18 protein-coding genes and 2 pseudogenes are annotated in these 22,927 nt (G+C 73.0%); 7 read left to right on the top strand and 13 right to left on the bottom strand.

The features are described 5' to 3' along the window. Window positions 1–2: 2 nt before the first annotated feature. The 7 genes and pseudogenes from rny to dhaM form a co-directional block, all read right to left on the bottom strand. Complete coding sequence (gene rny / locus AB0H83_RS01175) at window positions 3–1,787, bottom strand: ribonuclease Y (RefSeq protein WP_360084838.1); 1,785 nt, start codon at window positions 1,785–1,787, stop codon at window positions 3–5. 1,415 nt (window positions 1,788–3,202) lie between these two features. After that, window positions 3,203–3,730 (bottom strand): annotated as a pseudogene (locus tag AB0H83_RS01170) (regulatory protein RecX); the annotation flags it as partial. Window positions 3,731–4,968: 1,238 nt separating this feature from the next. After that, window positions 4,969–6,018 (bottom strand): recombinase RecA, encoded by a 1,050-nt coding sequence (gene recA, locus AB0H83_RS01165; RefSeq protein WP_360084835.1) that lies wholly within the window; start codon window positions 6,016–6,018, stop codon window positions 4,969–4,971. A 152-nt stretch (window positions 6,019–6,170) separates the two neighbouring features. Next, the gene (locus AB0H83_RS01160; RefSeq protein WP_360084832.1) at window positions 6,171–6,371 is read right to left on the bottom strand and encodes a DUF3046 domain-containing protein; all 201 of its coding nucleotides are present in this window, start codon (window positions 6,369–6,371) and stop codon (window positions 6,171–6,173) included. Between the two features lie 10 nt (window positions 6,372–6,381). Then, complete coding sequence (locus AB0H83_RS01155) at window positions 6,382–7,611, bottom strand: MFS transporter (RefSeq protein ID WP_360084829.1); 1,230 nt, start codon at window positions 7,609–7,611, stop codon at window positions 6,382–6,384. 40 nt (window positions 7,612–7,651) lie between these two features. Beyond that, window positions 7,652–7,912 (bottom strand): HPr family phosphocarrier protein, encoded by a 261-nt coding sequence (locus AB0H83_RS01150; RefSeq protein ID WP_360084826.1) that lies wholly within the window; start codon window positions 7,910–7,912, stop codon window positions 7,652–7,654. Next, window positions 7,896–8,279: a dihydroxyacetone kinase phosphoryl donor subunit DhaM gene (dhaM, locus tag AB0H83_RS01145; RefSeq protein ID WP_360085545.1), complete on the bottom strand. Its 384-nt coding sequence runs from the start codon at window positions 8,277–8,279 to the stop codon at window positions 7,896–7,898. The genes AB0H83_RS01150 and dhaM overlap by 17 nt, the downstream gene beginning before the upstream one ends. Window positions 8,280–8,331: 52 nt before the next feature. Between dhaM and dhaK the strand changes: the two genes are divergently transcribed. Together dhaK and dhaL are read left to right on the top strand one after the other, a co-directional pair. After that, window positions 8,332–9,321, top strand: coding sequence for a dihydroxyacetone kinase subunit DhaK (gene dhaK, locus AB0H83_RS01140; RefSeq protein WP_360084823.1), 990 nt, complete (start codon window positions 8,332–8,334; stop codon window positions 9,319–9,321). 1 nt (window position 9,322) lies between these two features. Further along, window positions 9,323–9,925, top strand: a complete 603-nt coding sequence (dhaL, locus tag AB0H83_RS01135) for a dihydroxyacetone kinase subunit DhaL (RefSeq protein ID WP_360084820.1) — start codon at window positions 9,323–9,325, stop codon at window positions 9,923–9,925. On the opposite strand, the gene AB0H83_RS01130 is transcribed toward dhaL, so the two are convergent. The 4 genes from AB0H83_RS01130 to AB0H83_RS01115 all read right to left on the bottom strand — a co-directional run bounded on the left by AB0H83_RS01130 (window position 9,922) and on the right by AB0H83_RS01115 (window position 14,335). Continuing rightward, entirely contained in the window at window positions 9,922–11,064 is a 1,143-nt protein-coding gene (locus AB0H83_RS01130; protein WP_360084817.1) for an acyl-CoA dehydrogenase family protein, read from the bottom strand. The two genes, dhaL and AB0H83_RS01130, sit on opposite strands and share 4 nt — an antisense overlap. Window positions 11,065–11,148: 84 nt before the next feature. Continuing rightward, window positions 11,149–11,985 carry a hypothetical protein gene (locus AB0H83_RS01125; RefSeq protein ID WP_360084814.1) on the bottom strand — a complete coding sequence of 279 codons (837 nt, stop codon included), beginning with the start codon at window positions 11,983–11,985 and terminating at the stop codon, window positions 11,149–11,151. Between the two features lie 4 nt (window positions 11,986–11,989). Beyond that, the gene (locus AB0H83_RS01120) at window positions 11,990–12,781 is read right to left on the bottom strand and encodes a hypothetical protein (RefSeq protein ID WP_360084811.1); all 792 of its coding nucleotides are present in this window, start codon (window positions 12,779–12,781) and stop codon (window positions 11,990–11,992) included. A 231-nt stretch (window positions 12,782–13,012) separates the two neighbouring features. Continuing rightward, window positions 13,013–14,335 (bottom strand): aminotransferase class I/II-fold pyridoxal phosphate-dependent enzyme, encoded by a 1,323-nt coding sequence (locus AB0H83_RS01115; RefSeq protein ID WP_360084808.1) that lies wholly within the window; start codon window positions 14,333–14,335, stop codon window positions 13,013–13,015. A 34-nt stretch (window positions 14,336–14,369) separates the two neighbouring features. Here AB0H83_RS01115 and AB0H83_RS01110 point away from each other — a divergent pair, with 34 nt between their 5' ends. Continuing rightward, a complete protein-coding gene (locus AB0H83_RS01110) occupies window positions 14,370–15,602 on the top strand; it encodes a bifunctional pyridoxamine 5'-phosphate oxidase family protein/GNAT family N-acetyltransferase (RefSeq protein ID WP_360084805.1) in 1,233 nt (410 codons plus the stop codon). Beyond that, window positions 15,602–16,240, top strand: a complete 639-nt coding sequence (gene leuE, locus AB0H83_RS01105; RefSeq protein WP_360084802.1) for a leucine efflux protein LeuE — start codon at window positions 15,602–15,604, stop codon at window positions 16,238–16,240. The genes AB0H83_RS01110 and leuE overlap by 1 nt, the downstream gene beginning before the upstream one ends. Window positions 16,241–16,303: 63 nt before the next feature. On the opposite strand, the gene AB0H83_RS01100 is transcribed toward leuE, so the two are convergent. Further along, complete coding sequence (locus AB0H83_RS01100; protein ID WP_360084799.1) at window positions 16,304–16,696, bottom strand: hypothetical protein; 393 nt, start codon at window positions 16,694–16,696, stop codon at window positions 16,304–16,306. A 129-nt stretch (window positions 16,697–16,825) separates the two neighbouring features. On the opposite strand from AB0H83_RS01100, the gene AB0H83_RS01095 reads away from it, so the two are divergent. Both AB0H83_RS01095 and AB0H83_RS01090 read left to right on the top strand, forming a co-directional pair. Further along, window positions 16,826–21,736, top strand: coding sequence for a DEAD/DEAH box helicase (locus AB0H83_RS01095; RefSeq protein WP_360084796.1), 4,911 nt, complete (start codon window positions 16,826–16,828; stop codon window positions 21,734–21,736). A gap of 127 nt (window positions 21,737–21,863) precedes the next feature. After that, window positions 21,864–22,334 (top strand): oxidoreductase, encoded by a 471-nt coding sequence (locus AB0H83_RS01090; protein WP_360084793.1) that lies wholly within the window; start codon window positions 21,864–21,866, stop codon window positions 22,332–22,334. A gap of 33 nt (window positions 22,335–22,367) precedes the next feature. On the opposite strand, the gene AB0H83_RS01085 is transcribed toward AB0H83_RS01090, so the two are convergent. Then, a complete protein-coding gene (locus AB0H83_RS01085; protein ID WP_360084790.1) occupies window positions 22,368–22,757 on the bottom strand; it encodes a GNAT family N-acetyltransferase in 390 nt (129 codons plus the stop codon). Between AB0H83_RS01085 and AB0H83_RS01080 the strand changes: the two are divergent. Beyond that, window positions 22,714–22,927 (top strand): annotated as a pseudogene (locus tag AB0H83_RS01080) (hypothetical protein); the annotation flags it as partial. The gene AB0H83_RS01085 and the pseudogene AB0H83_RS01080 overlap by 44 nt on opposite strands.

The raw sequence follows: 22,927 nt of genomic DNA, 5'->3' as shown, positions 1-22,927 counted from the left end.
GGCTAACGGGCGATCTCGGTGACCCTCGACTCGCGCACGACCGTGACCCGGATCTGACCGGGGTAGGTCAGCTCCTCCTCGATCTGCTTCGCCACGTCGCGGGCGAGCACGGCGGCGCCGATGTCGTCGACGTCGTCGGGGCGGACCATGACCCGGATCTCGCGGCCGGCCTGCATCGCGAAGACCTTCTCGACGCCGGACTTGCCGGCGGCGATCTCCTCGATGCGTTCGAGGCGCTTCACGTACGCCTCGAGGCTCTCGCGGCGGGCGCCGGGGCGGCCACCGGAGCAGGCGTCGGAGGCCTGGGTGAGCACGGCCTCGATGGTCTGCGGGAGGACCTCGTTGTGGTGCGCCTCGATGGCGTGCACGACGTCCTCGGACTCGCCGTACTTGCGGGCCACGTCGGCGCCGATCAGCGCGTGGCTGCCCTCGACCTCGTGCGTGAGGGCCTTGCCGATGTCGTGCAGGAACGCGCTGCGCTTGATGAGCTTCGGGTCCAGGCGCAGCTCGCTGGCCATGATGCCGGCGATGTGGGCGGTCTCGACGAGGTGCTTGAGCACGTTCTGCCCGTAGGAGGTCCGGTACCGCAGCCGCCCGAGCAGCGTCATCAGCTCCGGGTGCAGGTCGGTGATGCCCACCTCCACGAGGGCGTCCTCGGCGGCGCGCAGGCAGAGGCGCTCGACCTCGTGCTTGGCCTGCTCGAACACCTCCTCGATACGGTGCGGGTGGATCCGGCCGTCGAGCACGAGCTTCTCCAGCGTCAGCCGGCCGATCTCGCGGCGCACCGGATCGAAACAGGACAGCAGCACCGCCTCCGGCGTGTCGTCGATGATCAGGTTCACCCCGGTCGTCGACTCGAACGCACGGATGTTGCGGCCCTCGCGGCCGATGATGCGGCCCTTCATCTCGTCGCTGGGCAGGTGCAGGACGCTGACGACGCTCTCCGCGGTCTGCTCACTGGCGACCCGCTGGATGGCGTCGACGACGATGTGCCGCGCCCGCTGGTCGGCGGTGTTGCGGGCGTCGTTCTCGATGTCCCGTACGAGCAGCGCGGCCTCACGCTTCGCCTGCGCCTCGATCGTCTCGATGACCTCGATCCGGGCGGCGTCGGTGGTGAGCCCGGCGACCCGCTCAAGCTCCTCCCGGTGCCGCTCCTCGCCCGCGGCGATCTCGGCCTCGCGGCGGGTCAGGGCAGCCTCCCGCTCGATCAGGTCCGCCTCGGTGGCGGTGATGCGCCGGTCACGCTCGGCGAGCCGCTCGGCCTCCTCGGCCAGCAGCCGCTCCCGCTCGTCCAGCCGTCGCTGGCGCCGCTCCGCGTCCTGCGACTGCTCCTTCGCCACGGTCGTGAGCTGGCTGACCTCGCGTTCCCCGGCGCGGCGCGCGGCGGCCCGGGCCTGCTCGGCGTCGACCTCGGCCTGCCGGTGGGCCCGCTCCAGCAACGAGTCGGCCTCGGCCCGCGCCCCGTCGAGGATGCGCCGCGCCTCCGACCTCGCGGAGCTGGCTTCCGCCTTGGCCGCCGCAGCCTCGGTACGCGCGGCGGCCGCCACGGCCCTTGCCTCTTCGACGGCGGCGGTGGCATCCTCGGCGGCGGTCCGCAACGAGGCGAGCGAGTGCTCCTGCCGGTCCTTCTCGGCGAGGAACGCGGGATCTTCGGCGACAGGCTGAGCGGGCGCGGTGGCGGCGGTGTGCAGCCGGCGCATGACCTTCAGTGAGAGCAGCAGCGCGGCGAGCACGCCGAGGCCGATGACGACGACCACGACGACGAGCACGACCTGCAGGCCGGTCACGCGGTCACCCCGGCGGCGGTGGTCCCGGCGCGGTGGCTGGCGGACTGGTGGTCGTCGGCCTGATGGCTGGCAGACTGGTCACTGGCGGGCTGGTGGCTGCCGGGTCGTCTGCTTGTGGGTCGTTGGCAGAGGATGACAGGGGCGCATGCCGTCACGACGTCACCTCGCTCCGCTCGGCGCTGCGCAGAGTGGCGCAACGCGGGATGTTGTGGAGGAGACGCCCGACCACACACTCTCATCAAGATGTATCAATATCGAGGCACAGGGTACCCCGACAACGGGTCGACACCGCCACCTCCCGCAAGGCGCGGCGCTTATATGTCATACGTAAACGTTGCTGATCTGTGACGCGATCTATGTTGTGCGGTAAACCCGCGGTGGTTGGGCGGTCTCCATCTGGTAACGCCGAGGCTAGGTCGTGAAGGGCGCTTCGGTCAAGGACTCATGATCGGGCACCATACGGCACGTAAGTCCGTCAAGACCCTTGCCAGGCGAAACACCCTAGCAGCGACATATGACCAGAACTTTCCGGCATGTCGGTCGCTGACCGGCCAACTTTATCGACCGGCTGTAGCCACCCGGACGCAGCCCGCTCAACTCAGCCTCCAACACCGCTGCAATCATTCCACCACAGACCGTGCGCCCGCCAACCACCGCATCGACGCCTGTCGCATCCCGAAGGGTGCTGGTGACCGCTCACAATCACCCCTTCCTGACGGACCGTGAAGCGCTGCGTGACGGTGCACTGACGGCCATAGAAAGTTTCCACCGGGCACTGTTGAGACCAACACCGCCCGGCCAGTGTGAACAGGGACGGACCGGTCACCGCGGACCGGCGGGCGGCAGGACAGCGGGACGGCAGGACAGCGGGACAGCTTAGGGGTGGCGCGGTCAATACGGGCGGTGCGGTCAATACGGGCGGTGCGGTCAATACGGGCGGCGCGGTCAGCTCGAGAGACGCGGACAATGCGGGCAGAGCGGACAGCACCGGCAGCGCGGACAACACGGGCAGCACGGACAACACGGGCAGCGCGGTCAGCAACGGCTGACCGGTCCTGGTGGCGATCAGCGCTGCGGCGTACCCGCCCACTGCGGGCGGGCGGGACAGTCAGCCCGGGGCGGGGCGGCAGGGCGATGGGCGCGGGCCGGGCTCGGCGGTCACCGCCAGCGGACTCGGACCATTCAGCCGGCGCTGGTCCGGGTCGGGCCAGCCGCTCACAGCCGGCGCCGATCGGGATCGGGCCAACCGCTCGTGCTCGAACCGTCAGCCGGCACCGTCCGAACTCGAATCGGCCGACCGGAGTCGAACCAGCCGACCGGACTCGGACCACCGGCCCACGCGAACGCCCAGAACGGCGGCCGACCGGGGCCGAGCCTGGACCGGCCGTCCGCGGCAGTCGGGCTCGACCGGTCGGTCAGCGCTGGTCAGGGTCGAGAGCGGCGTCGGCGAGGGCGTCCGGGTCGATCCCGTCGGCGAACTCGGCGGCGTCGGCGCGTTCGGCCAGGCACTCCTTCACGATGCGGATGGCCATGCCCGGTGGGTACCCCTTCCTGGCCAGCATCCCGACCAGCCTGCGGAACACCGCCTCGGGAGGTGCGCTGGACTCGACCCGGAGCCGCCTGGCGACCAGGGCCCTGGCGGTCTGCTCCTCGACGTCGGGGTCGAGCTCGTCGAGCGCCTCGCCGACCTCGTCCGACGAGACCCCCTTGCGCCGCAGCTCCCCCGCGAGCGCCCGCCTGGCAAGTCCCCGCCCGTGGTGCCGGCTGGCGACCCAGGCCCGGGCGAACGCGGCGTCGTCGATGATGCCGACCTCGTCGTACCTGTCGAGGATCTCGTCGGCGATCTCGTCCTCGACCCCCCGCTTGCGCATGGCGGTGGCAAGCTCGAGCCGGGTCCTCGGCCGCACCGCGAGCTGCCGCAGGCAGATCTCCCGGGCCGCTTCCCTCGGATCGAGCGGTGCGGCCGGCTGACCGCCCCCGCCCCCGCGCCCGCCGGCGCCTCGCCGCCCGCCACGTCGCCGTGCCCCGGTCTCGTCCTGCTGAGGCTCGGCCCCGTCCTGCTGGGACTCGGTCCGATCCTGCTGGGGCTCGACAGTGTCCTGTCGCGGCCGGGCGATGTCTCGTTGAGGCCGTGCGGTGTCCTGTCGCGGCCCGGCGATGTCCCGTGGGGGTCCGGCGCCGTGCTCGCCGCGGCGTGAGCGGTTGCCGCCGCGTGCGGACCGGCGGCCGGATCGGGCGTCGCCGTCTTCGATATCGGGCAGCGGATCGGTGGTGGACGAGCTGCGAGCGCCCGGAGCGTCGCCGCCGGAGGATCGGCCGGTCCGGGTGCGGGACCTGCCGCCGGCGGGGGTGCCGCTGTCGAGGTCGGCCAGCCAGGCAGGCGGGGCGACGCGTTCGGCGGGAGGAATGCGGGTGGCCGAGACGTCGCTGTGCTCGGGGTCGGACGGCCAGCCCGCTGGCACGGTGCCGGGGGCGGCCCTCCTGGAGCTCACCGGTGGCGTGGCCGTGGCACCGCCCGGCTGGAGCCCGGCGCCCGGGTCGGCCCAGGGGTCGAAGGAACCTGCGCCCAACGGTCCGGCCTCCAAGGACCCGCCGGTCGAGGACCCGGTCGAGGGTCCGCGGGCCGAAGACGCGCTGGTCGAAGGTCTGGTGGTCGGTGGAGCCTCGGCGGACAGCCAGGGGTTGTCGTCGCCCATGTCGGCGAAGAGCCAGGGGTTGCTCGCCGTCGCGGCGGCAATCGCCGCCGCAGCATCAGGCGCAGCAGGCCTGAACTCGACCGTGTCAGCGCCGACAGGGTCAGCGCCGGCGGGGTCAGAACCGGCGGCGCCGGGCCCCGCGGCAACTGCGGCCGCGGCCGGGTCGGGCCGCTGGCCCGCCTCGCCGGCGGCGGCGGAATCGTCCGGCTGATCGCTGGGACCGGTGGGATCGCTGGATCGCCGCCTGGCCGGCACGAGCACACCTCCGAAGAACATGAACGAGCCCGCGGCGGGCGACGCACCGGTGTCACCCCGAGGGCAAGGCCGTCACCCACGCATCAGGTCGACCGGTCGGCGAGCGGGCCGAGCGGCCGGACGAACAAACGGCCGGCGGTGCCGGGCCGCGGGCCGGGCCTCCGGACGGAGGTCCTCCCGCGGACCGGCACCGAACGCCGTGGGTCGCGCGTGGAAAGGAGCGGCTGGGGTCAGAAGTCGACCGGGACGGCCTCGGGGCCGCTGGCGGCGTCCGTGGACTGGCCGACACCGACGCCGAGCTTCTCCTTGATCTTCTTCTCGATCTCGGCGGCGACGTCGGGATTCTCCCGCAGGAACTTGCGGGAGTTCTCCTTGCCCTGGCCGAGCTGGTCGCCGTCGTAGGTATACCAGGCGCCGGCCTTGCGGATGATCGTCTGCTCGACGCCGACGTCGATGAGGGAGCCCTCGCGGGAGATGCCCTTGCCATACATGATGTCGAACTCGGCCTGCTTGAACGGCGAGGCCACCTTGTTCTTCACGACCTTGACGCGGGTGCGGTTGCCCACCACGTCGGTGCCGTCCTTGAGGCTCTCGATGCGGCGCACGTCGAGGCGGACCGACGAGTAGAACTTCAGCGCGCGGCCACCGGTCGTGGTCTCGGGGCTGCCGAACATGACGCCGATCTTCTCGCGGAGCTGGTTGATGAAGATCGCGGTGGTGCCGGAGTTGTTGAGCGCACCGGTGATCTTCCGCAGCGCCTGGCTCATGAGGCGGGCCTGGAGGCCGACGTGGCTGTCGCCCATCTCGCCCTCGATCTCGGCGCGCGGCACGAGGGCGGCGACCGAGTCGATGACGATGATGTCGAGGGCGCCGGAGCGCACCAGCATATCGACGATCTCGAGGGCCTGCTCACCCGTGTCCGGCTGGGAGACGAGCAGCGCGTCGGTGTCGACGCCGAGAGCCTTGGCGTAGTCGGGGTCGAGGGCGTGCTCCGCGTCGATGAACGCCGCGATGCCGCCCTGCGCCTGCGCGTTGGCGATGGCATGGAGGGCGACGGTCGTCTTACCGCTGGACTCCGGTCCGAAGACCTCGATGACCCGGCCGCGCGGCAGGCCGCCGATCCCGAGCGCCACGTCGAGGGCGATCGAGCCGGTCGGGATCACGGACATCGGCGCGATGACCCGCTCGCCCAGCCGCATGACCGAGCCCTTGCCGAACTGCTTGTCGATCTGCGAGAGGGCGAGCCCGAGCGCCTTCTCCCGGTCAGGTTGCACTGCCATGTCCGTCACCCCTGAGTTCGCGGTCTTCGTTGTCGGCGTTCGTTTATTCACGCTGACAAGGTAAGCGCCGGGTATGACAAAAAACCGGCACCGACGCCTGAGGAGACTACCCGTACATCTGTACGATCAACGAGCCGACACGCCAAAAAACATCACCGTAGCCTGCTAGGAACACGCTCCGGGTATGCGGCGACCACAGCGCGCCACACCACCGCGGTGTCCTCGCCACCTGCGAGGGCCTCCTTGATGGTCCGGCCGCCGAGCTGCGTCAACACCTGGTCGTTGGCGACGCTCCCCGCGTACGCCGCGCCGAACACCTGCTCCAGCCGCTGCCAGAAATCCGTCAGTCGCACGGGGCCAAGACTAAGACCTTCGCAGCGCCAGAGCAGCCAGCGGCACCACGGCGACGGCCGCCAGCACCGACAACGTGGCGAACCCGAACAGGTCGACCACGACGCCGGCCAGGGCGCCCGCGGAGGCCGCCGCGACCCCCATGATGACGTCGGACAGACCCTGCACCCCGGCGCGCTGCACCACGGGCACGGATTCGGACAGCAGCGTGGAGCCGGCCACCATCGTGCAGCCCCAGCCCACGCCGAGCAGGCCCATCGCGACGGACAGCTGGACCGTGCGGTCGCCGGCGGTGCCGTTCAGCGCGCACGCCAGGGTCAGCAGCACGATCCCCGCGAGGATGACGGGGCGGCGGCCGAAGCGGTCGGCGGCCCAGCCGACGAGCGGCGACAGCGCGTACATGCCGGTGATGTGGATACTGATCACCAGGCCGACGATGCGCAGCAGGTCGCCGTGCTCGTGCACGTAGCCGCCGATGTGCACCGGCGTCATCGACATCACGCCGACCATCACCACGTGCCCGACCGCGACGGTGGAGACGCCGAGCCGCGCCCCGGCACTGTCCCGGATCGCCGCGAAGGCCGACCGCCAAGATACTGTTTTATCCGATAAATCGGATAAGTCGGCGAGCCGAGCCGTCACCAACGGATCCGGCCGCAGCAGGACGAACAACACGAACCCCGCCAAGCCGAACGCCAAAGCGCTGAACAGGTACGGCCCCGCGTACTCCGGCGCGCCCCACGGCATCGTCACCCGGTCGGCGAACGGCGCCAGGTTCGGCCCCACGACCGCCCCGAGCGTCGTCGCCCACACCACCAGCGACAGGTGCCGCGCCCGGTGGTCACTGTCGGCGAGGTCGACCGCGGCGTACCGTGACTGCAGGTTGGCCGCGCTCGCCCCGCCGAACAGAAACGTGCCCGCGAACAGCAGCGGCACCGAGTTCAACCAGACGGCGGTGACGACCAGCAACGCGCCGGTCACTCCCGCGGCGTATCCGAACACCAGCCCGGGGCGCCGCCCGCCGGTGCGCATCAGCCGGGCCGCCGGGATCGCGATCAGCGCCGCCCCGATGACCGCGGCGCTGCCGGACAGCCCGGCGGCGGTCGGCCCGGCCATCTCCGCGGCGAGCAGCGCGCCGATCGACACTCCGCTCGCCACGCCCAGACCACCGACGACCTGCATGGAGACGAGCAGGCGGAGGGTGCGCCGCTGGAGCGTGGCGACGGGGGGAGCGTCGATCATGGGCTCATCCTCGCGTACGCACCGCGAAGCGCACCACTCCTTACTCGGTGACCGCCAGCACCGCCACGGCGGCATCGACCGCGGCGCCGGCGTCCTCGCCCATCGCACGCACGAGCACCGAGGACCCCGCGCGGGCGTTGAGGCCCATCACCGCGAGCACGCTGCGGGCATTCACCTGCCTCCCGCCGAAATGGATCTCGACGGTACTGGCGAAGCCCGCCACGGCCCGCACCAGCGCACCGGCGGGTCTGGCGTGCAGGTCGGCCGGCAGCACGACCGTCGTCTCAGAGCTTGCGGACATCGCGGGCCTCCGTCGCGGCCCGGGTGCACTCGGCGAGATCGGCACCGGCGCCGGCCAGTACCGCCGCCGCGACCGCACCCTCGACGAACGGGGCGTCGACCAGCACGGCCGTGTTGGCGACCCGGTCCTCGAGCACGGTCTGCGCGGTGAGGACGGCACTGCCCAGGTCGGTCAGGACCAGCACCCCCGCGCCCCGGTCGGCCCGGTCGATCGCGACGAGGATGCGGTCGTAGCTGGTGCCGAGTCCCCCGTCGTCCGTGCCGCCGGCCGCTTCGATCGGCACCTCCTCCCCCGCCACCTGTACGAGCAGGTCCCGCAACCCGTGCGCGAGCCGTTCACTGTGCGAAACAAGGACGATTCCCACCATGTGTGCCACGCCGGCAATGCTATGCAGCCGCCGTACCCGCAAAATGGCAGGCATGAAGAAGTTCATCAACGACCCGGACACCGTGGTCCGGGAAGCCCTCGCCGGGATGGCCGCCGCGCATCCCGACCTGCGGGTCGACCTCGACGAGCAGATCATCGTGCGGGCCGACGCACCGCGCCCCGGCAAGGTCGGCATCGTCTCCGGTGGCGGCTCCGGGCACGAGCCGCTGCACGGCGGGTTCGTCGGGCTGGGCATGCTCGACGCCGCCTGCCCCGGGGAGGTCTTCACCTCACCCGTGCCCGACCAGATCCTGGCCGCCACCAGGGCGGTCGACGGCGGCGCCGGGGTCGTGCACATCGTGAAGAACTACACCGGCGACGTCATGAACTTCGAGCTCGCCGCCGAGGACGCCGAGACCGAGGTGGAGAGTGTCCTCGTCGACGACGACGTCGCGGTCGACGGCTCCACGTGGACCGCGGGCCGCCGCGGTACCGGCGCGACACTGCTCGTCGAGAAGATCGCCGGCGCGCTCGCGGAGGAGGGCGCCCCGCTCGCCGCGGTCGCCGCCGTCGCCAGGGACGTCAACGAGCGTTCGGCGTCCTTCGCCGTCGCCCTCACCGCCGGCACCACCCCGGCCGCCGGCAAGCCCGGGTTCGACCTGCCCGAGGACGAGATCGAGGTCGGCGTCGGCATCCACGGCGAGCCCGGCCGCGCCCGCGAGAAGCTGCGCCCGGCGCGCGAGCTCGCCGCCCGGATCGTCGAGCCGGTGCTGGCCGCGAAGCCGATCGAGCCGGGAAGCCAGGTGATCGTGCTGGTCAACGGGCTGGGCGGCACGCCGCTGCTGGAGCTGTACGTGATGTTCGACGAGATCAGCCGGCTGCTCGCCGCCGCCGGGGTCCGCATCGCCCGCAGCCTCGTCGGCAACTACGTGACCAGCCTCGACATGGCCGGGATGTCGCTCACCGTGTGCCGGGTCGACGAAGAGCTGCTGCGGCTCTGGGACGCCCCGGTCCGCACCGCCGGCCTGCGGTGGGGTGCCTGACGTGGACGCCGCCCTGGCCCGCGCGTGGATCGCCGCCGTCGCCGGCTCGGTCACCGCGCACGCCGCCGAGCTGACCGACCTCGACGCCGCCATCGGCGACGGCGACCACGGCGTCAACCTGCGCCGCGGGTTCGACGCCGCGGTGGCCGCCCTGGCCGCGTTCGAGGCGGACACCGCCGGCGCGGTCCTGACGAAGACCGGCACGACGCTGGTGTCGAAGGTCGGCGGCGCCTCCGGCCCGCTGTACGGCAGCTTCTTCCGCGCCCTCGGCAAGACGCTGACCGACGACCCGGACGCCGTCGCCGACGGGCTGCGGGCCGGCCTCGACGCGATCGTGCGGCTCGGCAAGGCCGCACCCGGCGACAAGACCATGGTCGACGCGCTCGGCCCGGCGGTCGACGCCTACGCCGCCGCGGCGCCGTCCGGCTTCGCGTCGGCCGCGGCCGCGGCGGCCACCGCGGCCGCGGAAGGGGCGGCCGCGACGACACCGTTGCAGGCCCGCAAGGGCAGGGCCTCCTACCTCGGCGAACGCAGCATCGGTCACCAGGACCCGGGCGCCACGTCCACCGCGCTGATCTTCGCCGCGCTGGCCGGCCTGGGCTAAACCCCCAGGCTCCGGCCGATGATCTCCTTCATGATCTCGGTGGTGCCGCCGTAGATGGTCTGGACGCGGCTGTTCAGCCAGGCCTTCGCGACCGGGTACTCCATCATGAAGCCGTACCCGCCGTGCAGCTGCACGCAGCGGTCCGCCACCTTGTTCTGCAGCTCCGTGGTCCACCACTTCGCCTTGGCCGCGTCGGCGACGGTGAGCCGCCCCGCGTTCTGCTCGGCGATGCACTGGTTCAGGAACGTCCGCGCGATCGTCACCTCGGTGTCGAGCTCGGCGAGCACGAACCGGTTGTGCTGGAACGACCCGATCGGCTTGCCGAACGCCTGCCGCGTCTTGGCGTACTCGAGCGTGATCGCCAGCACCTGCTCGGCCGACGCGACGGCGGCGACCGCGATGCCGAGCCGCTCCCGCGGCAGGTTCGCCATCAGGTGGTAGAAGCCGGCGTTCTCCTGGCCGAGCAGGTGGTCGGCGGGGATCCGGCAGTCGTCGAAGAACAGCTCGGCGGTGTCGTTGGCCTTGAGCCCGACCTTCTCCAGCCGCCGCCCCCGCGTGAAGCCCGGCGTGCCGGTCTCCACCACGAACAGGCTGATGCCGTGCGCCCCCTGCGCCGGGTCGGTCTTCGCCACCACGACCACCAGGTCGGCGAGCTCACCGTTGGTGATGAACGTCTTCTGCCCGTTGAGCACCCACGAGTCGCCGTCGCGCACCGCCGAGGTTCGCACGCCCGCGAGGTCGCTGCCGGCGCCCGGCTCGCTCATCGCGATGGCGGTCACGATGTCCCCGGAGCAGAAGCCGGGCAGCCAGCGCTTGCGCTGCTCCTGCGTGGTCAGGTCGGTCAGGTACGGCGCGACGACGTCGTTGTGCAGCCCGAACCCGAGCCCGGACGCACCCGCCGCGACGATCTCCTCAACGAGGACCGCGTTGAAGCGGAAGTCCTTCTGCCCGCCGCCGCCGTACTCCTCGTCCACGTCCATCCCGAGCAGCCCGGCCGCGCCCGCCTTGCGCCAGATCTCCCGGTCGACGATGCCGGCCTTGTCCCACTCGTCGTTGTACGGCACCGCCTCCCGAGCCAGGAACGCCTTGCACAGTTCCCGGAAGGCTTCGTGTTCGGCTTCGTACAGGTGCTGTTCCATGACGTGCAGTGTTGTCCGTGAGACACGGTCTCGCCTAGGGCCTCCGACAGCCGCCGCGCGGCCGCCGGTCCGGGGCGCGCAGCGTCATAGGCCGAGCATGCCGTAGAGGTGGTCGGGCAGTGATGTGGCGCCGGTCGGGGCCGTCGCGGTCACGGTGGCGCCGAAGTCCGAGTACGTCGCGGTGACCGGATTGTCCGGGATCTCAACCTTCATCGACACGAGGCGGTCCTGGTCGTCGACGGTCGCCTCGAACGGCATCCTGGTGGCGACCTCGCCGAGCTGGATCACCTGCGGGATGTTGACCGGGCCCCAGGTCGTCACCCGGGTCAGGTCGACGGTGCCGGTGAAGGAGCGGTTCTCGCGGCGCACGTCGTGGGTGGCGGCGACCAGCGCCTGCACGCCGGTCGGGTCCTTGTTGGCGCTGAGGCCGAGCGAGCCGGGCCGCGTCACCCGGGCAGGGTCCACCCGATACCAGGTCGCGCCGTCGAAGCCGGGCATCGGCAGGCCGGTCAGGCGGATGTACGCGGATGCTCCCACGGCGATCGTGTCGATCTTCAGGCTGGCGCCGTCGGAGGAGACGCTGACCGTGGCGTTGAGCAGGCCGGCGACGGGGTCGATGCCGCCGGTGTAGGTGCCCTCCTTGGCCACCACCTTGAACCGGTACCTGCCGCTGAGCGCGTGCAGGCTCCTGGTCAGCTCGCTCTGCGACGGCGCCACCGACGGCCCGGTGGTCGGCCGCGGCGGGGCGCCGCCGCCGAACGAGCAGCCGGCGAGCGCGACCACCGCCGCCAGCGCCGAGGCCAGCGCCGCCGGCCGCGCCGGCCGCGCCGACCGCTCGGAGCCCCCGGATCGCAGCCGCACTGGGGTCAGCCGCACCTGCCGCGGCCACACCAGGGTCAGCCGCATCAAGGGAAGCCGCATCGGGTCAGCCGTTGAGCAGGCCGTACACGGCGGCGGGGGCGGCCAGGACATCGGCGGCCTTCGGCGCGGCGACGGTCACCGGCTGGCCGTGGCCGGTGTAGTCGACGGTGAGCGCCTGCTCAGCGACCGTGCCATATGCCGGGACGGTGATCTTCAGCGAGACCAGGTGCTGACCGTCGAGGGTCGCCGTGAACGGTGCCGCCTTGGCCTTCTCGCCGAGCGCCTGAAGCACGGCGTCGTCGTCGATGCCGAGGTCGCCGCCGCCGGTCAGGTCGTAGGTGCCGGTGATCGTGGTCGGGGCGGTCTGGTTCGCGGTGACGACCCGGGCGACCAGGCCCTGGCTGCCGGTGGGGTCCTTCGCCTCGATCAGCCCGATGATCGCGTCCTTCTTGATCTTCGAGCGGTCCAGCTTGTACCACTTCTTGGCGTTGATGCCGACGGTCGGGATGCTGGTCTTGAAGTAGTAGTCGGTGGCGAGCGCGATGCCCTCGATCGTGTACTTGACCCCGCCCGCGGCGACCCCGTCGACCTTGACCTGCTGCTTGCCGGCCGGGTCTACGGAGCCGGTGAACGTGCCCTCGGGGATCTTCATCGCGTAGGCATAGGTGCCCGCGTTGAGGTCCTTGACGGCCGCGGCGAGCACCTCCTTGGCGGCCGGCGTGGCCGACGCGGCGCCGCCGGCGCTCTTCGAGCCGCTGCTGGTGGCCTTCTCGTCGTCGCCGCCGCAGGCGGTGGTCAGTGCCAGCGCGATCGCCGCGACGACCGTGCCGAACGTCCTGAACGTGCTCGTGCGCATGTCACTGCCTCCCTGATGACGCGCCCCGAACCGCGTGGGGCCGGTCGCGGACCGTGCCCGGCCCTGCCTTCCTCGCTGTTCAACCGCCACTCGGCGATTTCGGGTGCGTCGATGACCGTGGCAGCGGCCGGCGGCACCACCCGTGATGCGATGTCATGCCGTCGGACACTAGCGGCAGGGTCCGACAGTTCCCGGCTCGAGGGGCCACGAAGCCGGAACAAGGGGCGTTCGTCACACCTGTCGCCGGGACGGGTCGGTGAGCCTGCGGGTCACGGCCGCCGCGACCCGTCCGGCGTCGCGCGGGTCGAGCGTGGCCGTGGTGATGCGGATCGCGGGCGGTGTGAGCAGCCGGTACATGGATCCGGGCGTTACGGCGATGCCGTCCTCGCGCAGGCCCGCGACCATCGACGTCTCGTCGGGCACCGGCAGCCACACGTTGATCCCGCTCACCCCGTGGGCGGGCAGGTCACCGAGCTCGGCGCGCAGCGCCTCGCGGCGGATCGCGTACAGGTCGCGGGCCCGGTCGACCGCCGCGGTGGCCTGCGGGTCCTGCCACAGGGCCACGACCAGGCGCTGCAGGACGGTGGAGACCCAGCCGACGCCCAGCCGCATGCGGCCCTCGATGCGCGCCACGGTCACCTCGTCGCCGACGATCGCCGCCACACGCAGGTCCGGCCCGTAGGGCTTGGACAGCGACCGCACATACGCCCACGAACCCGTCGACCCGACCAGCGGATGCACCCGCTCGTGCGCCAGCTCCGCGGCGTGGTCGTCCTCGAGGACCAGCAGCTGCCGGTACCCGCTGAGCTGCCGCCGCAACGCCGCGGACCTGCGGCTGGTGATCACCGCCCCGGTGGGGTTCTGCGCGCGGGAGGTCACGACGAGACCCGCGACCCCCGCCTGCAGCGCCGCGTGCAGTCCGTCCTCGGTGGGCCCCTCGTCGTCCACCGGCACCGGCACCGGGGTGAACCCGAGCGCCGCGACCAGGTCCAGCAGGTTGGCCCAGCCGGGGTCCTCGACGGCGATCTTGTCGCCCGGGCGCAGGTGCGCCACGAGCGCCCGCTCGAGGCCGTCGAGCGCGCCGCCGGCGACCGTGAGGCGCCCGGACGGGATGCCGTCGGCGGCGAACCGCTCACCGGCGAGCTCGAGCAGCTCCGGCAGCGGGCCGCCGCCGGAGTAGCCGACCGGTGGCATGCTCGCGGCGAGCCGGATGAGGTGCGGCGCGTAGTGCGGCAGCAGGTCGTGGTCGGGGCCGCCGGTGGCCAGGTCGAGGGCGCCGGCGGGGACGGGCAGGGTGTGCCGGGTGCGCCGGGACACGGGCGGGCGCGGCCGGACCCGGGTGCCGCCGCGTCCGGCGGTCTCGACCAGCCCCCGGTCGCGCAGCACCCGATACGCGGACGCGACCGTGGCGGGGCTCACCCCGAGGTCGACGGCGAGTGCCCGCACCGAGGGCAGCTGCGTGCCGGGATCGAGCGCACCGGTGCGGATGCCGCTCTCGACGCTGGCCGAAATCTCGGCTGCCGTGGCACCCGTCGGCTGATACTGTACTGCCACAGTTGCGAGATTGTACTAGAACAAACGAGGTCACGTGGAGACATATCAGAAGACGGCGCGGACGACCCCCAGACGGTTGGGCGAGCGTGCGTCGTACGACGCCGATCTGGTGCACGCCGTGCTCGACGAGGCCTACGTCTGCCACCTCGGGTTCGTCGTCGACGGCGAGCCGCGCGTGCTGCCGACCCTGCACGCGCGCGTCGGCGACACGGTCTACCTGCACGGATCCACCGGCAGCCGGCCGTTGCTCGCGGCCCGCGACGGCGGGCTGCCGGTCTGCGTGACGGTGACGCTGCTGGACGGTCTGGTGCTGGCCCGCTCGCAGTTCCACCACAGCGCCAACTACCGCTCGGTCGTCGCGCACGGCACCGCCCGCCTGGTCACCGACCCGCAGGAGCGGGACACGGCGTTCGCGGCACTGGTCGACAAGGTCGCGCCCGGCCGCGCCGCCGACAGCCGCCCGCCCAACGCGAAGGAGCAGGCACAGACCGCCGTGCTGGCCCTGCCGCTGCGAGAGGTCTCCGCCAAGGTCCGCACCGGCGGCGTGTCCGACGATGCGCCCGACCTCGCCCTGTCGCATTGGGCAGGGGTGGTACCGCTGAAGCTCGTCGCCGGGACGCCCGAGCCGGCACCGGACGTGCGGGTTGCCGTTCCCGCGTACCTGCGACCGGCCGCGACGGGTTGGCAGGGTGCGCCCACGCTGCGGGGCCGGCACGTGGTGATCGAGCCGCTGGACCGCACGCACGCGGCGGGACTGTTCGCCGCGCTCGACGACGCCGAGGTCTGGACCCATCTCACCGTCTCCCGTCCCGGCTCGGTCGAGGAGATGGCGGCGATCATCGACGCCGCGATCCAGGATCCGGGGCGGACCCCGTTCGTCCAGCGCGCCCCGGACACCGGCGAGATCCTCGGCAGCACCTCCTACTACGCGATCGACGAGGCCCGGCGCTCGATCGGGATCGGGCACACGATGCTGGGGCGGCCGCACTGGCGCACCGCGATCAACACCGAGTCGAAGCTGCTGCTGATGGCGCACGCGTTCGACACGCTCGGCGCGCTGCGGCTCGAGTGGCACACCGACATCCGCAACGAGCGCTCCCAGCGGGCGATCGCCCGGCTCGGTGCCGAGCGGGAAGGGGTGCTGCGCGCGCACCGGCAGCGCCCCGACGGCAGCTGGCGCGACACGGTCTGCTTCGCGATGCTCGCCGGGGAGTGGCCCGCGGCGCGGGAGCGGCTGACCGCCGCGTTGGAAGCCGGTGCGCGCTGATGCTCGGCGTCACCAACCCGTGGACCTATGTGCTCGGCACCGCCGCAATCGTGCTGCTGCCCGGGCCCAACTCGCTGTACGTGCTGTCCGTCGCGGCCCGCCGCGGCGTGCGGGACGGGTATCGGGGCGCCGCCGGGGTGTGGCTCGGCGACGCGGTGCTCATGATGTTGTCGGCGGGCGGCGTGGCCTCGCTGCTGCACGCGTACCCGTGGCTGTTCGTGCTGGTGAAGTACGCCGGCGCAGGCTATCTGGCCTACCTCGGCGTCCGGCTGGTGGTCGACACGGTGCGACGGCTGCGGGCACCCGCGTCGGCGCCCCCGCCCGAGCCGCCGGCGGACCGGCCGTTCCGGCGGGCGCTGATGATCAGCCTGCTCAACCCGAAGGCGATCCTGTTCTTCGTGTCCTTCTTCATCCAGTTCGTCGACCCGGACTACCCGTACCCCGCGGTGAGCTTCCTGCTGCTCGGCATCGTCGTGGAGGTCTTCAGCGCGATCTACCTGACCGTGCTGATCTTCGCCGGACGGTATCTGGCCGAGCAGTTCCGCTCGCGGCGCAAGCTGGCCGCCGGGCTGAGCACCACCGTCGGCGGGCTGTTCCTGGCGTTCAGCATCAAGCTGGCCACGGCAAGCCTGTCCTGAGCGCATGGAGGGTCCCCCACTGGTTCATGGGGGACCCTCTTCGCTGCCCGGCCAGGCAAGTCCTCAGTGCTCCACGATCAGGTCCGCCCGGCCAAGCTCGCGGAGCAGGTCGTTGACCACACGGTCGTCGTCGCCCTGACGGCGGCGTTCGGCGGGCGCGCGGCCGCCGGTCAGCAGCGCCAGGCGGGCGCCGCCGGGGCGGGCCGGGCCGTCGCCGGTCGCGCCGCGGTAGACGAAGTAGTGCACGGCGGCCCGTACACGGGCCCGGTCCACCGCGCTCGACCTGGCGGTGTCGGCGATGAGCTGGCGCAGCGCGGCGGCCATCCGCTCGGCGTGCCCGAGGTCGACGGCGCCGCGGCCGGCCCGCACGGCGGCGAGATAAGCGTCCAGCTGGCGCAGCAGCACATCCGATTCCTGGCGGATCGCCCGCTGGGCGATCGTGCGCTGTGCTGCCACCGGCTGCTCCTGTGCTTGGGGATTGGCACACTCTAGCCAAACTCCCCTTTTCGTACAAATCGGACTAATCCGATCGACGGAGCCGGCCGGTACGGGAAAAGTGTCGTACCCCGAGGGCAGGATGGAGGCATGGATGAGCTGGGTCGATTCGGGGCGGCGACGCGGGAATGGTTCGGTGCGGCGTTCGCGGCGCCGACCGCCGCACAGGCCGGTGCCTGGCGTGCGATCAGCGCCGGCCGGCACGCCCTCGTGGTGGCGCCGACCGGATCCGGCAAGACCCTGGCCGCGTTCCTCTGGTCGCTCGACCAGCTCGCCGCCCGCCCCGACGTGGAGGCCGCGAAGCGCTGCCGGGTGCTGTATGTCAGCCCGCTGAAGGCGCTCGCCGTCGACGTCGAGCGCAACCTGCGGACGCCGCTGGCCGGCATCAGGCAGGCGGCCGCGCGGATCGGCCAGGAGCCGCCCGACATCCGGGTCGGCATGCGCACCGGCGACACCCCCGCCGACGAGCGGCGCGCGTTCACCAAGACGCCGCCCGACATCCTGATCACCACGCCCGAGTCGCTCTACCTGCTGCTCACCTCGCAGGCCCGGGAGTCGCTGCGCAGCGTCGAGACGGTGATCATCGACGAGGTCCACGCGGTCTGCGCCACCAAGCGCGGCGCGCACCTGGCGCTGTCCCTGGAGCGGCTCGACGCCCTGCTGGAGCGCCCGGCGCAGCGGGTCGGGCTGTCCGCGACCGTCCGCCCGATCGACGAGACCGCCCGGTTCCTCGGTGGGTCCGCGCCGGTCGAGGTCGTACAGCCGCCGACCGCCAAGACCATCGAGGTCGAGGTGCAAGTGCCCGTCGAGGACATGACGGCCCTCGGCGAGAGCGACCCGGCGCAGGACGACGACGGCGCACCCCGGCAGGTGTCGATCTGGCCCGCCGTGGAGGAGCGGGTGCTGGACCTGATCGAGGGCCACCGCTCCACGATCGTGTTCACCAACTCCCGCCGCGGCGCCGAGCGGCTCTGCGCCAGGATCAACGAGCTGGCCGCGGCCCGCGCCGGCATCCCCACGCCGGCCGCGCCCAGGACCCCGGCGGAGATGATGGCGCAGGCCGGCACCGCCAACGGCGCGGCGCCCGTCGTGGCCCGCGCCCACCACGGCAGCGTGTCCCGCGAGGAGCGCAAACACATCGAGGAGGCGCTCAAGTCGGGTCAGCTGCCGGCCGTCGTGGCCACCTCCAGCCTGGAGCTGGGCATCGACATGGGCTCCGTCGACCTCGTCGTGCAGATCGAGGCGCCGCCGAGCGTCGCGGCGGGCCTGCAGCGGGTCGGGCGCGCCGGGCACCAGGTCGGCGCCGTCTCCCGGGGCGTGGTGTTCCCGAAGCACCGCGGCGACCTCGTCTCGTGCGCCGTGGTCGCCGAGCGGATGGTCGAGGGCGGCATCGAGGAGCTGCGCTATCCACGCAACCCGCTCGACGTGCTGGCGCAGCAGATCATCGCGATGGTCGCCATGGAGCCGTGGCACGTCGACGAGCTGGCGGCACTGGTGCGCCGCACCGCGGTCTTCGCCGACCTGCCCGAGTCGGCGCTGTTCGCGGTGCTGGACATGCTCGCCGGGCGCTATCCGTCGACCGCGTTCGCCGAGCTGCGGCCGCGGGTCGTGTGGGACCGCACCGACGGGGTGCTCACCGCCCGGCCCGGCGCCCAGCGGCTCGCCGTCACCAGCGGCGGCACCATCCCCGACCGCGGGCTCTTCGGCGTGTTCCTGGCCGGCGCCGAGAAGGCCGCCCGCGTCGGCGAGCTCGACGAGGAGATGGTCTACGAGTCACGCGTCGGCGACGTCTTCCTGCTCGGCTCGACCTCGTGGCGCATCGAGGACATCACCCCCGACCGGGTGCTGGTGTCCCCCGCCCCGGGTGCCGCCGCGAAGATGCCGTTCTGGAAGGGCGACTCCCCCGGCCGCCCTGTCGAGCTGGGCCGCGCCATCGGCGCCCGGCTGCGCGGCTTCGTGAAGGCCGGCGACGAGGCCGCCCACGCGCAGCTGCGCGGCGGCGGGCTCGACGAGTGGGCCGCCGGCAACCTGCTGTCCTATCTGCGCGAGCAGCGCGAGGCGACCCGCCACCTCCCCGACGACCGCACCGTGCTGGTCGAGCGGTTCCGCGACGAGCTGGGCGACTGGCGGATGACCGTCCACTGTGTCCTCGGCGCCCGGGTCAACGCGCCGTGGGCCCTCGCGATCGCCCGCCGGCTCAACGAGCGGTATGGCGTCGACGCCCAGGTCATGCCGAGCGACGACGGCATCGTGGTCCGCCTGCCCGACGTCGCCGACGACCCGCCGGGCGCGGACCTCGTCGCGTTCGACCCCGACGAGATCGCCGGCATCGTCGAGGAGACCGTCGGCACGTCGGCGATGTTCGCCGCGCGGTTCCGCGAGTGCGCCGCCCGCGCGCTGCTCCTGCCGCGCCGCGACCCGCGCCGCCGCCAGCCGCTGTGGCAGCAGCGGCAGCGCTCCGCCCAGTTGCTCGACGTCGCCCGCGACTATGCCGACTTCCCGATCACGCTCGAGGCCGCCCGCGAGTGCCTGCAGGACGTGTTCGACGTCGCGGGGCTCGTCGGGGTCATGCGCGACATCGCCGGCCGCAAGCTGCGCCTGGTCGAGGTCGAGACGCCGCGGCCGTCGCCGTTCGCACGATCGCTGCTGTTCGGGTATGTCGGCGCCTTCCTCTACGAGGGCGACTCGCCGCTCGCCGAGCGCCGGGCCGCCGCCCTCGCCCTCGACCCGACGCTGCTGGCCGAGCTGCTCGGCCGGGTCGAGCTGCGGGAGCTGCTCGACCCCGAGGTCGTCACCGAGACCGAGCGGACCCTGCAGTGGCTCGGCGACCAGCGCACCCCGCGCGACGCCGAGGACGTCGCGGAGATGCTGCGCGTCCTGGGCGACCTGTCCGACGCCGAGTTGACCGCCCGCGGCGCCGACCCGGCGTGGGCCGCCGAACTCGCCGCCCAGCGCCGCGCCATCCAGGTCCGCGTCGCCGGCGAGGCCCGCTGGATCGCGGTCGAGGACGCCGCCCGCTACCGCGACGCTCTCGGCGTGGCGCTTCCCGTCGGCCTGCCCACCGCCTACCTGGAGCCGGTCGCGGACCCGCTCGGCGACCTCGTCACCCGTTACGGGCGGACCCACGCCCCGTTCAGCGCGGCCACCAGCGCCGCCCGCTTCGGTCTCGGCGTCTTCGTCCTCGAGCAGGCCCTGCGCCGGCTGCCGTCGATGGTGTCCGGCGAGTTCACCCCCGGCGGCGCGGGCACCGAGTGGTGCGACGCGGAGATCCTGCGGCTGCTGCGCCGCCGGTCCCTGGCCGCGCTGCGCCGCGAGATCGAGCCGGTGCCGCCCCGCGCCCTCGCCCGGTTCCTGCCGCAGTGGCATCAGATCGGCTCGTCCCGGGCCCGGGGCATCGATGCCGTGGCCGCCGCGGTCGAGCAGCTGCAGGGCATCCCCATGCCGGCGTCCGCGGTGGAGCGGCTGATCCTGCCCGCCCGCGTCGCCGACTACACCCCGGCCTATCTCGACGAGCTGTGCGCCTCCGGCGACCTGCTCTGGTCCGGTGGCGGCGCCATCGGTGAGCACGACGGGTGGATCAGCCTGGCGTTCGCCGACACCGCTCCGCTGCTCCTGCCGCCACCGGCCGAGGTCGGCGGCCCGCTCCACGCGGCGATCCTCACCGCTCTCGCCGGTGGGCAGGCCCTGTTCCTGCGCACGCTGGCGGAGCGGGTCAACGAGATCCTCGCCGCGTCGCCGCCGGCCGTCGTCGACCTGTCCGATCCGGGTGGCGCCGCCGCCGGGAAGCCGCCGTTCGGCGGCACAGGCGGCGGGGGGTCGCTGCCCGGCTCGGCGGGCGGGGGGCGCAGCTCTCCGGCAGCGGCCGGGGCGTCCGGTGACGGCTCCGCGGGCGCCGGTGCTTCCGCTGAGGGCTCCTCGGGTGCCGGCGCTGCCGCTCAGGGCTCCTCAGATGCGGATCTGGTCGTGCCGCCGCCGGGTGCGGATCTGGTCGTGCCGCCGCCGGTTCCGGTCGCCAGACTGCGGCGGGCTCGGGGTGTGCCCGGCGACGGTTCGATCAGCAGCACCCTGCGCGGGGTCGAGGCGTCACTGCACGGCGGCAGCTCCCCGGCCGGTGGGCGGCCCACGTTCGTCGGCGAGGCCGAGCTCATCGACGCCGTGTGGGACCTGGTGTGGGCGGGGCTGGTCTCCAACGACACCCTCGGCCCGCTGCGGGCGAAGCTCAGCGGCGGCGGAGGGGCACACCGGGCCAAACCGGCGGCGCCCCGGTCGCGATACCGGCGCGCCGGGATCGCGGCGGCACGCGCATCCCTCGCGTCGGGCCGGTCCGGGCCGCCGACCGGCGCGGGACGCTGGCACCTGCTGCCGGACCGGGACCTCGACCCGACCCGCCGGGCCACGGCCAACGCCGAACTACTCCTCGACCGGCACGGCATCGTGACCCGCGGGGCGGTGATGGCCGAGGACCTGCCGGGCGCGTTCGCCGGCGTCTATCCGGTGCTCGCCGCCATGGAGGAGCGCGGCGCCGCCCGGCGCGGATACTTCGTCGAAGGGCTGGGCGCCGCGCAGTTCGCGCTGCCGGGGGCCGTCGACCGGCTCCGGGGCGGCACCGACGGCCGCGACGCGCTGGTGCTCGCCGCGACCGACCCCGCCAACCCGTATGGTGCGGCACTCCCCTGGCCGGAGCGGGTCATCGACGCCGGCGACGGGGAGCGGTCCGGGCACCGGCCGGGCCGCAAGGCTGGCGCGCTCGTCGTCACCGTCGGCGGCGACCTGGTCATCTACGTGGAGCGCGGCGGGCGGACCCTGCTGTCCTACGTCGAGGACACCGACCTGCTCGCGCTCGCCGCGAAGGCCCTGGCCGACGCGGTCCACGGCGGGGCGCTCGGCGCGATGTCGGTCGAGCGCGCCGACGGCGAGTCCATTCACGCCTCGGCACTCGGCGACGCGTTGTCCGCGGCCGGCTTCCGGACCACGCCGAAGGGCCTGCGCCTGCGGAGCTGAACGACGACCGATCGACAGGGCCTCCGCCTGCGGAGCTGAGCAACGACCAACCGACAGGGGCTCCGCCTGCGGAGCCGAAAGGCTCCGCTACGGAGCCTTTCGACGATCACGGGAGGAGGGCGGCACGATGGCCGAGCCAGTGGACGAGGGACGGGTGTCGCTGTTCGAGTACGCCGGTGGTGCACCGGCCTTCCAGGCCCTGGCGGCGGCGCTGCATGAGCGGTGTCTCGCCGATCCGGTGCTCAACCATCCGTTCTCAGGTCCGGGGCACCATCCCCAGCATGTCGAGCGGCTCGGCTGGTATCTGGCCGAGGTGTTCGGCGGCCCGCCCGCGTACTCCCAGGTGGACGGCACCCACTTCGGCATGCTCGACCTGCACGCCCGGCAGGGTGCCGACGACGACCTCGGCGAGCGGTTCGTGCAGTGCTTCGTGCTCGCCTGCGACGACGCCGGGCTGCCGGCCGACCCCGCGTTCCGGGCCGCGCTGCGCGACTACATGACCTGGGCAGCGGCCGACGTCATGCAGTACTCGCCCCCGGGCTCCCAGGTCCCCGCCGACGTCCGCATGCCGCACTGGACCTGGGAAGGCCCCGGCTGACCACCCGGCATCGCCGACCGCGCGCGGTGGTGGTCAGGCAGGCGACGGGTCGGCGAGGCGTTCGAGCTGGATGATCGCGTCGCCGTCGGTGAGGTGGGAGGTCCGGCCGGTCGGGGTGTACCCGGTGGTGGCGTAGAGGCGCTGGGCGCGGTCGTTGGATCGCCGGGTCCACAGCGTCGTCCGGGTGTAGCCGAGGGCGTGGACCGCTCGGAGCAGGTGGCGACCGTAGCCGTTCGACCAGTGGGAGGGGTGGACGAACACCATCGATACGTGACCGTAGCCGGGGACAGGCTCGCCGGCGCCGTCGGCGGCGCGGCCCGGCTCGACCAGCGCCATGCCGACCACCGACCGGGGGTGGCCGGCCGCTACGCAGGGACCGGTGGCCGCCAGGTCCGAAGCAGCGACCGCCGCAGCCGGCGCCACCGTCGGAGTGGGCAGCGCTGTCAGCGCGGAAGTCGCCGTCGGGGCGGAAGTCGCCGTCGAAGCGGACGGCACCGTCGAAGCGGACGGCACCGTCGAAGCGGACGGCACCGTCGGAGCAGAGACCGCCGTCGGAGCGGGCGCCACCGTGTCCGATGCAGGTGCGGCCACGC

It is taken from the genome of Dactylosporangium sp. NPDC050688 (genome assembly GCF_040654515.1).
In the GTDB taxonomy this organism is placed as follows: domain Bacteria; phylum Actinomycetota; class Actinomycetes; order Mycobacteriales; family Micromonosporaceae; genus Dactylosporangium.
Note: the sequence above shows the minus strand (reverse complement) of the source record. Positions and strands in the feature narration are given on the sequence as shown.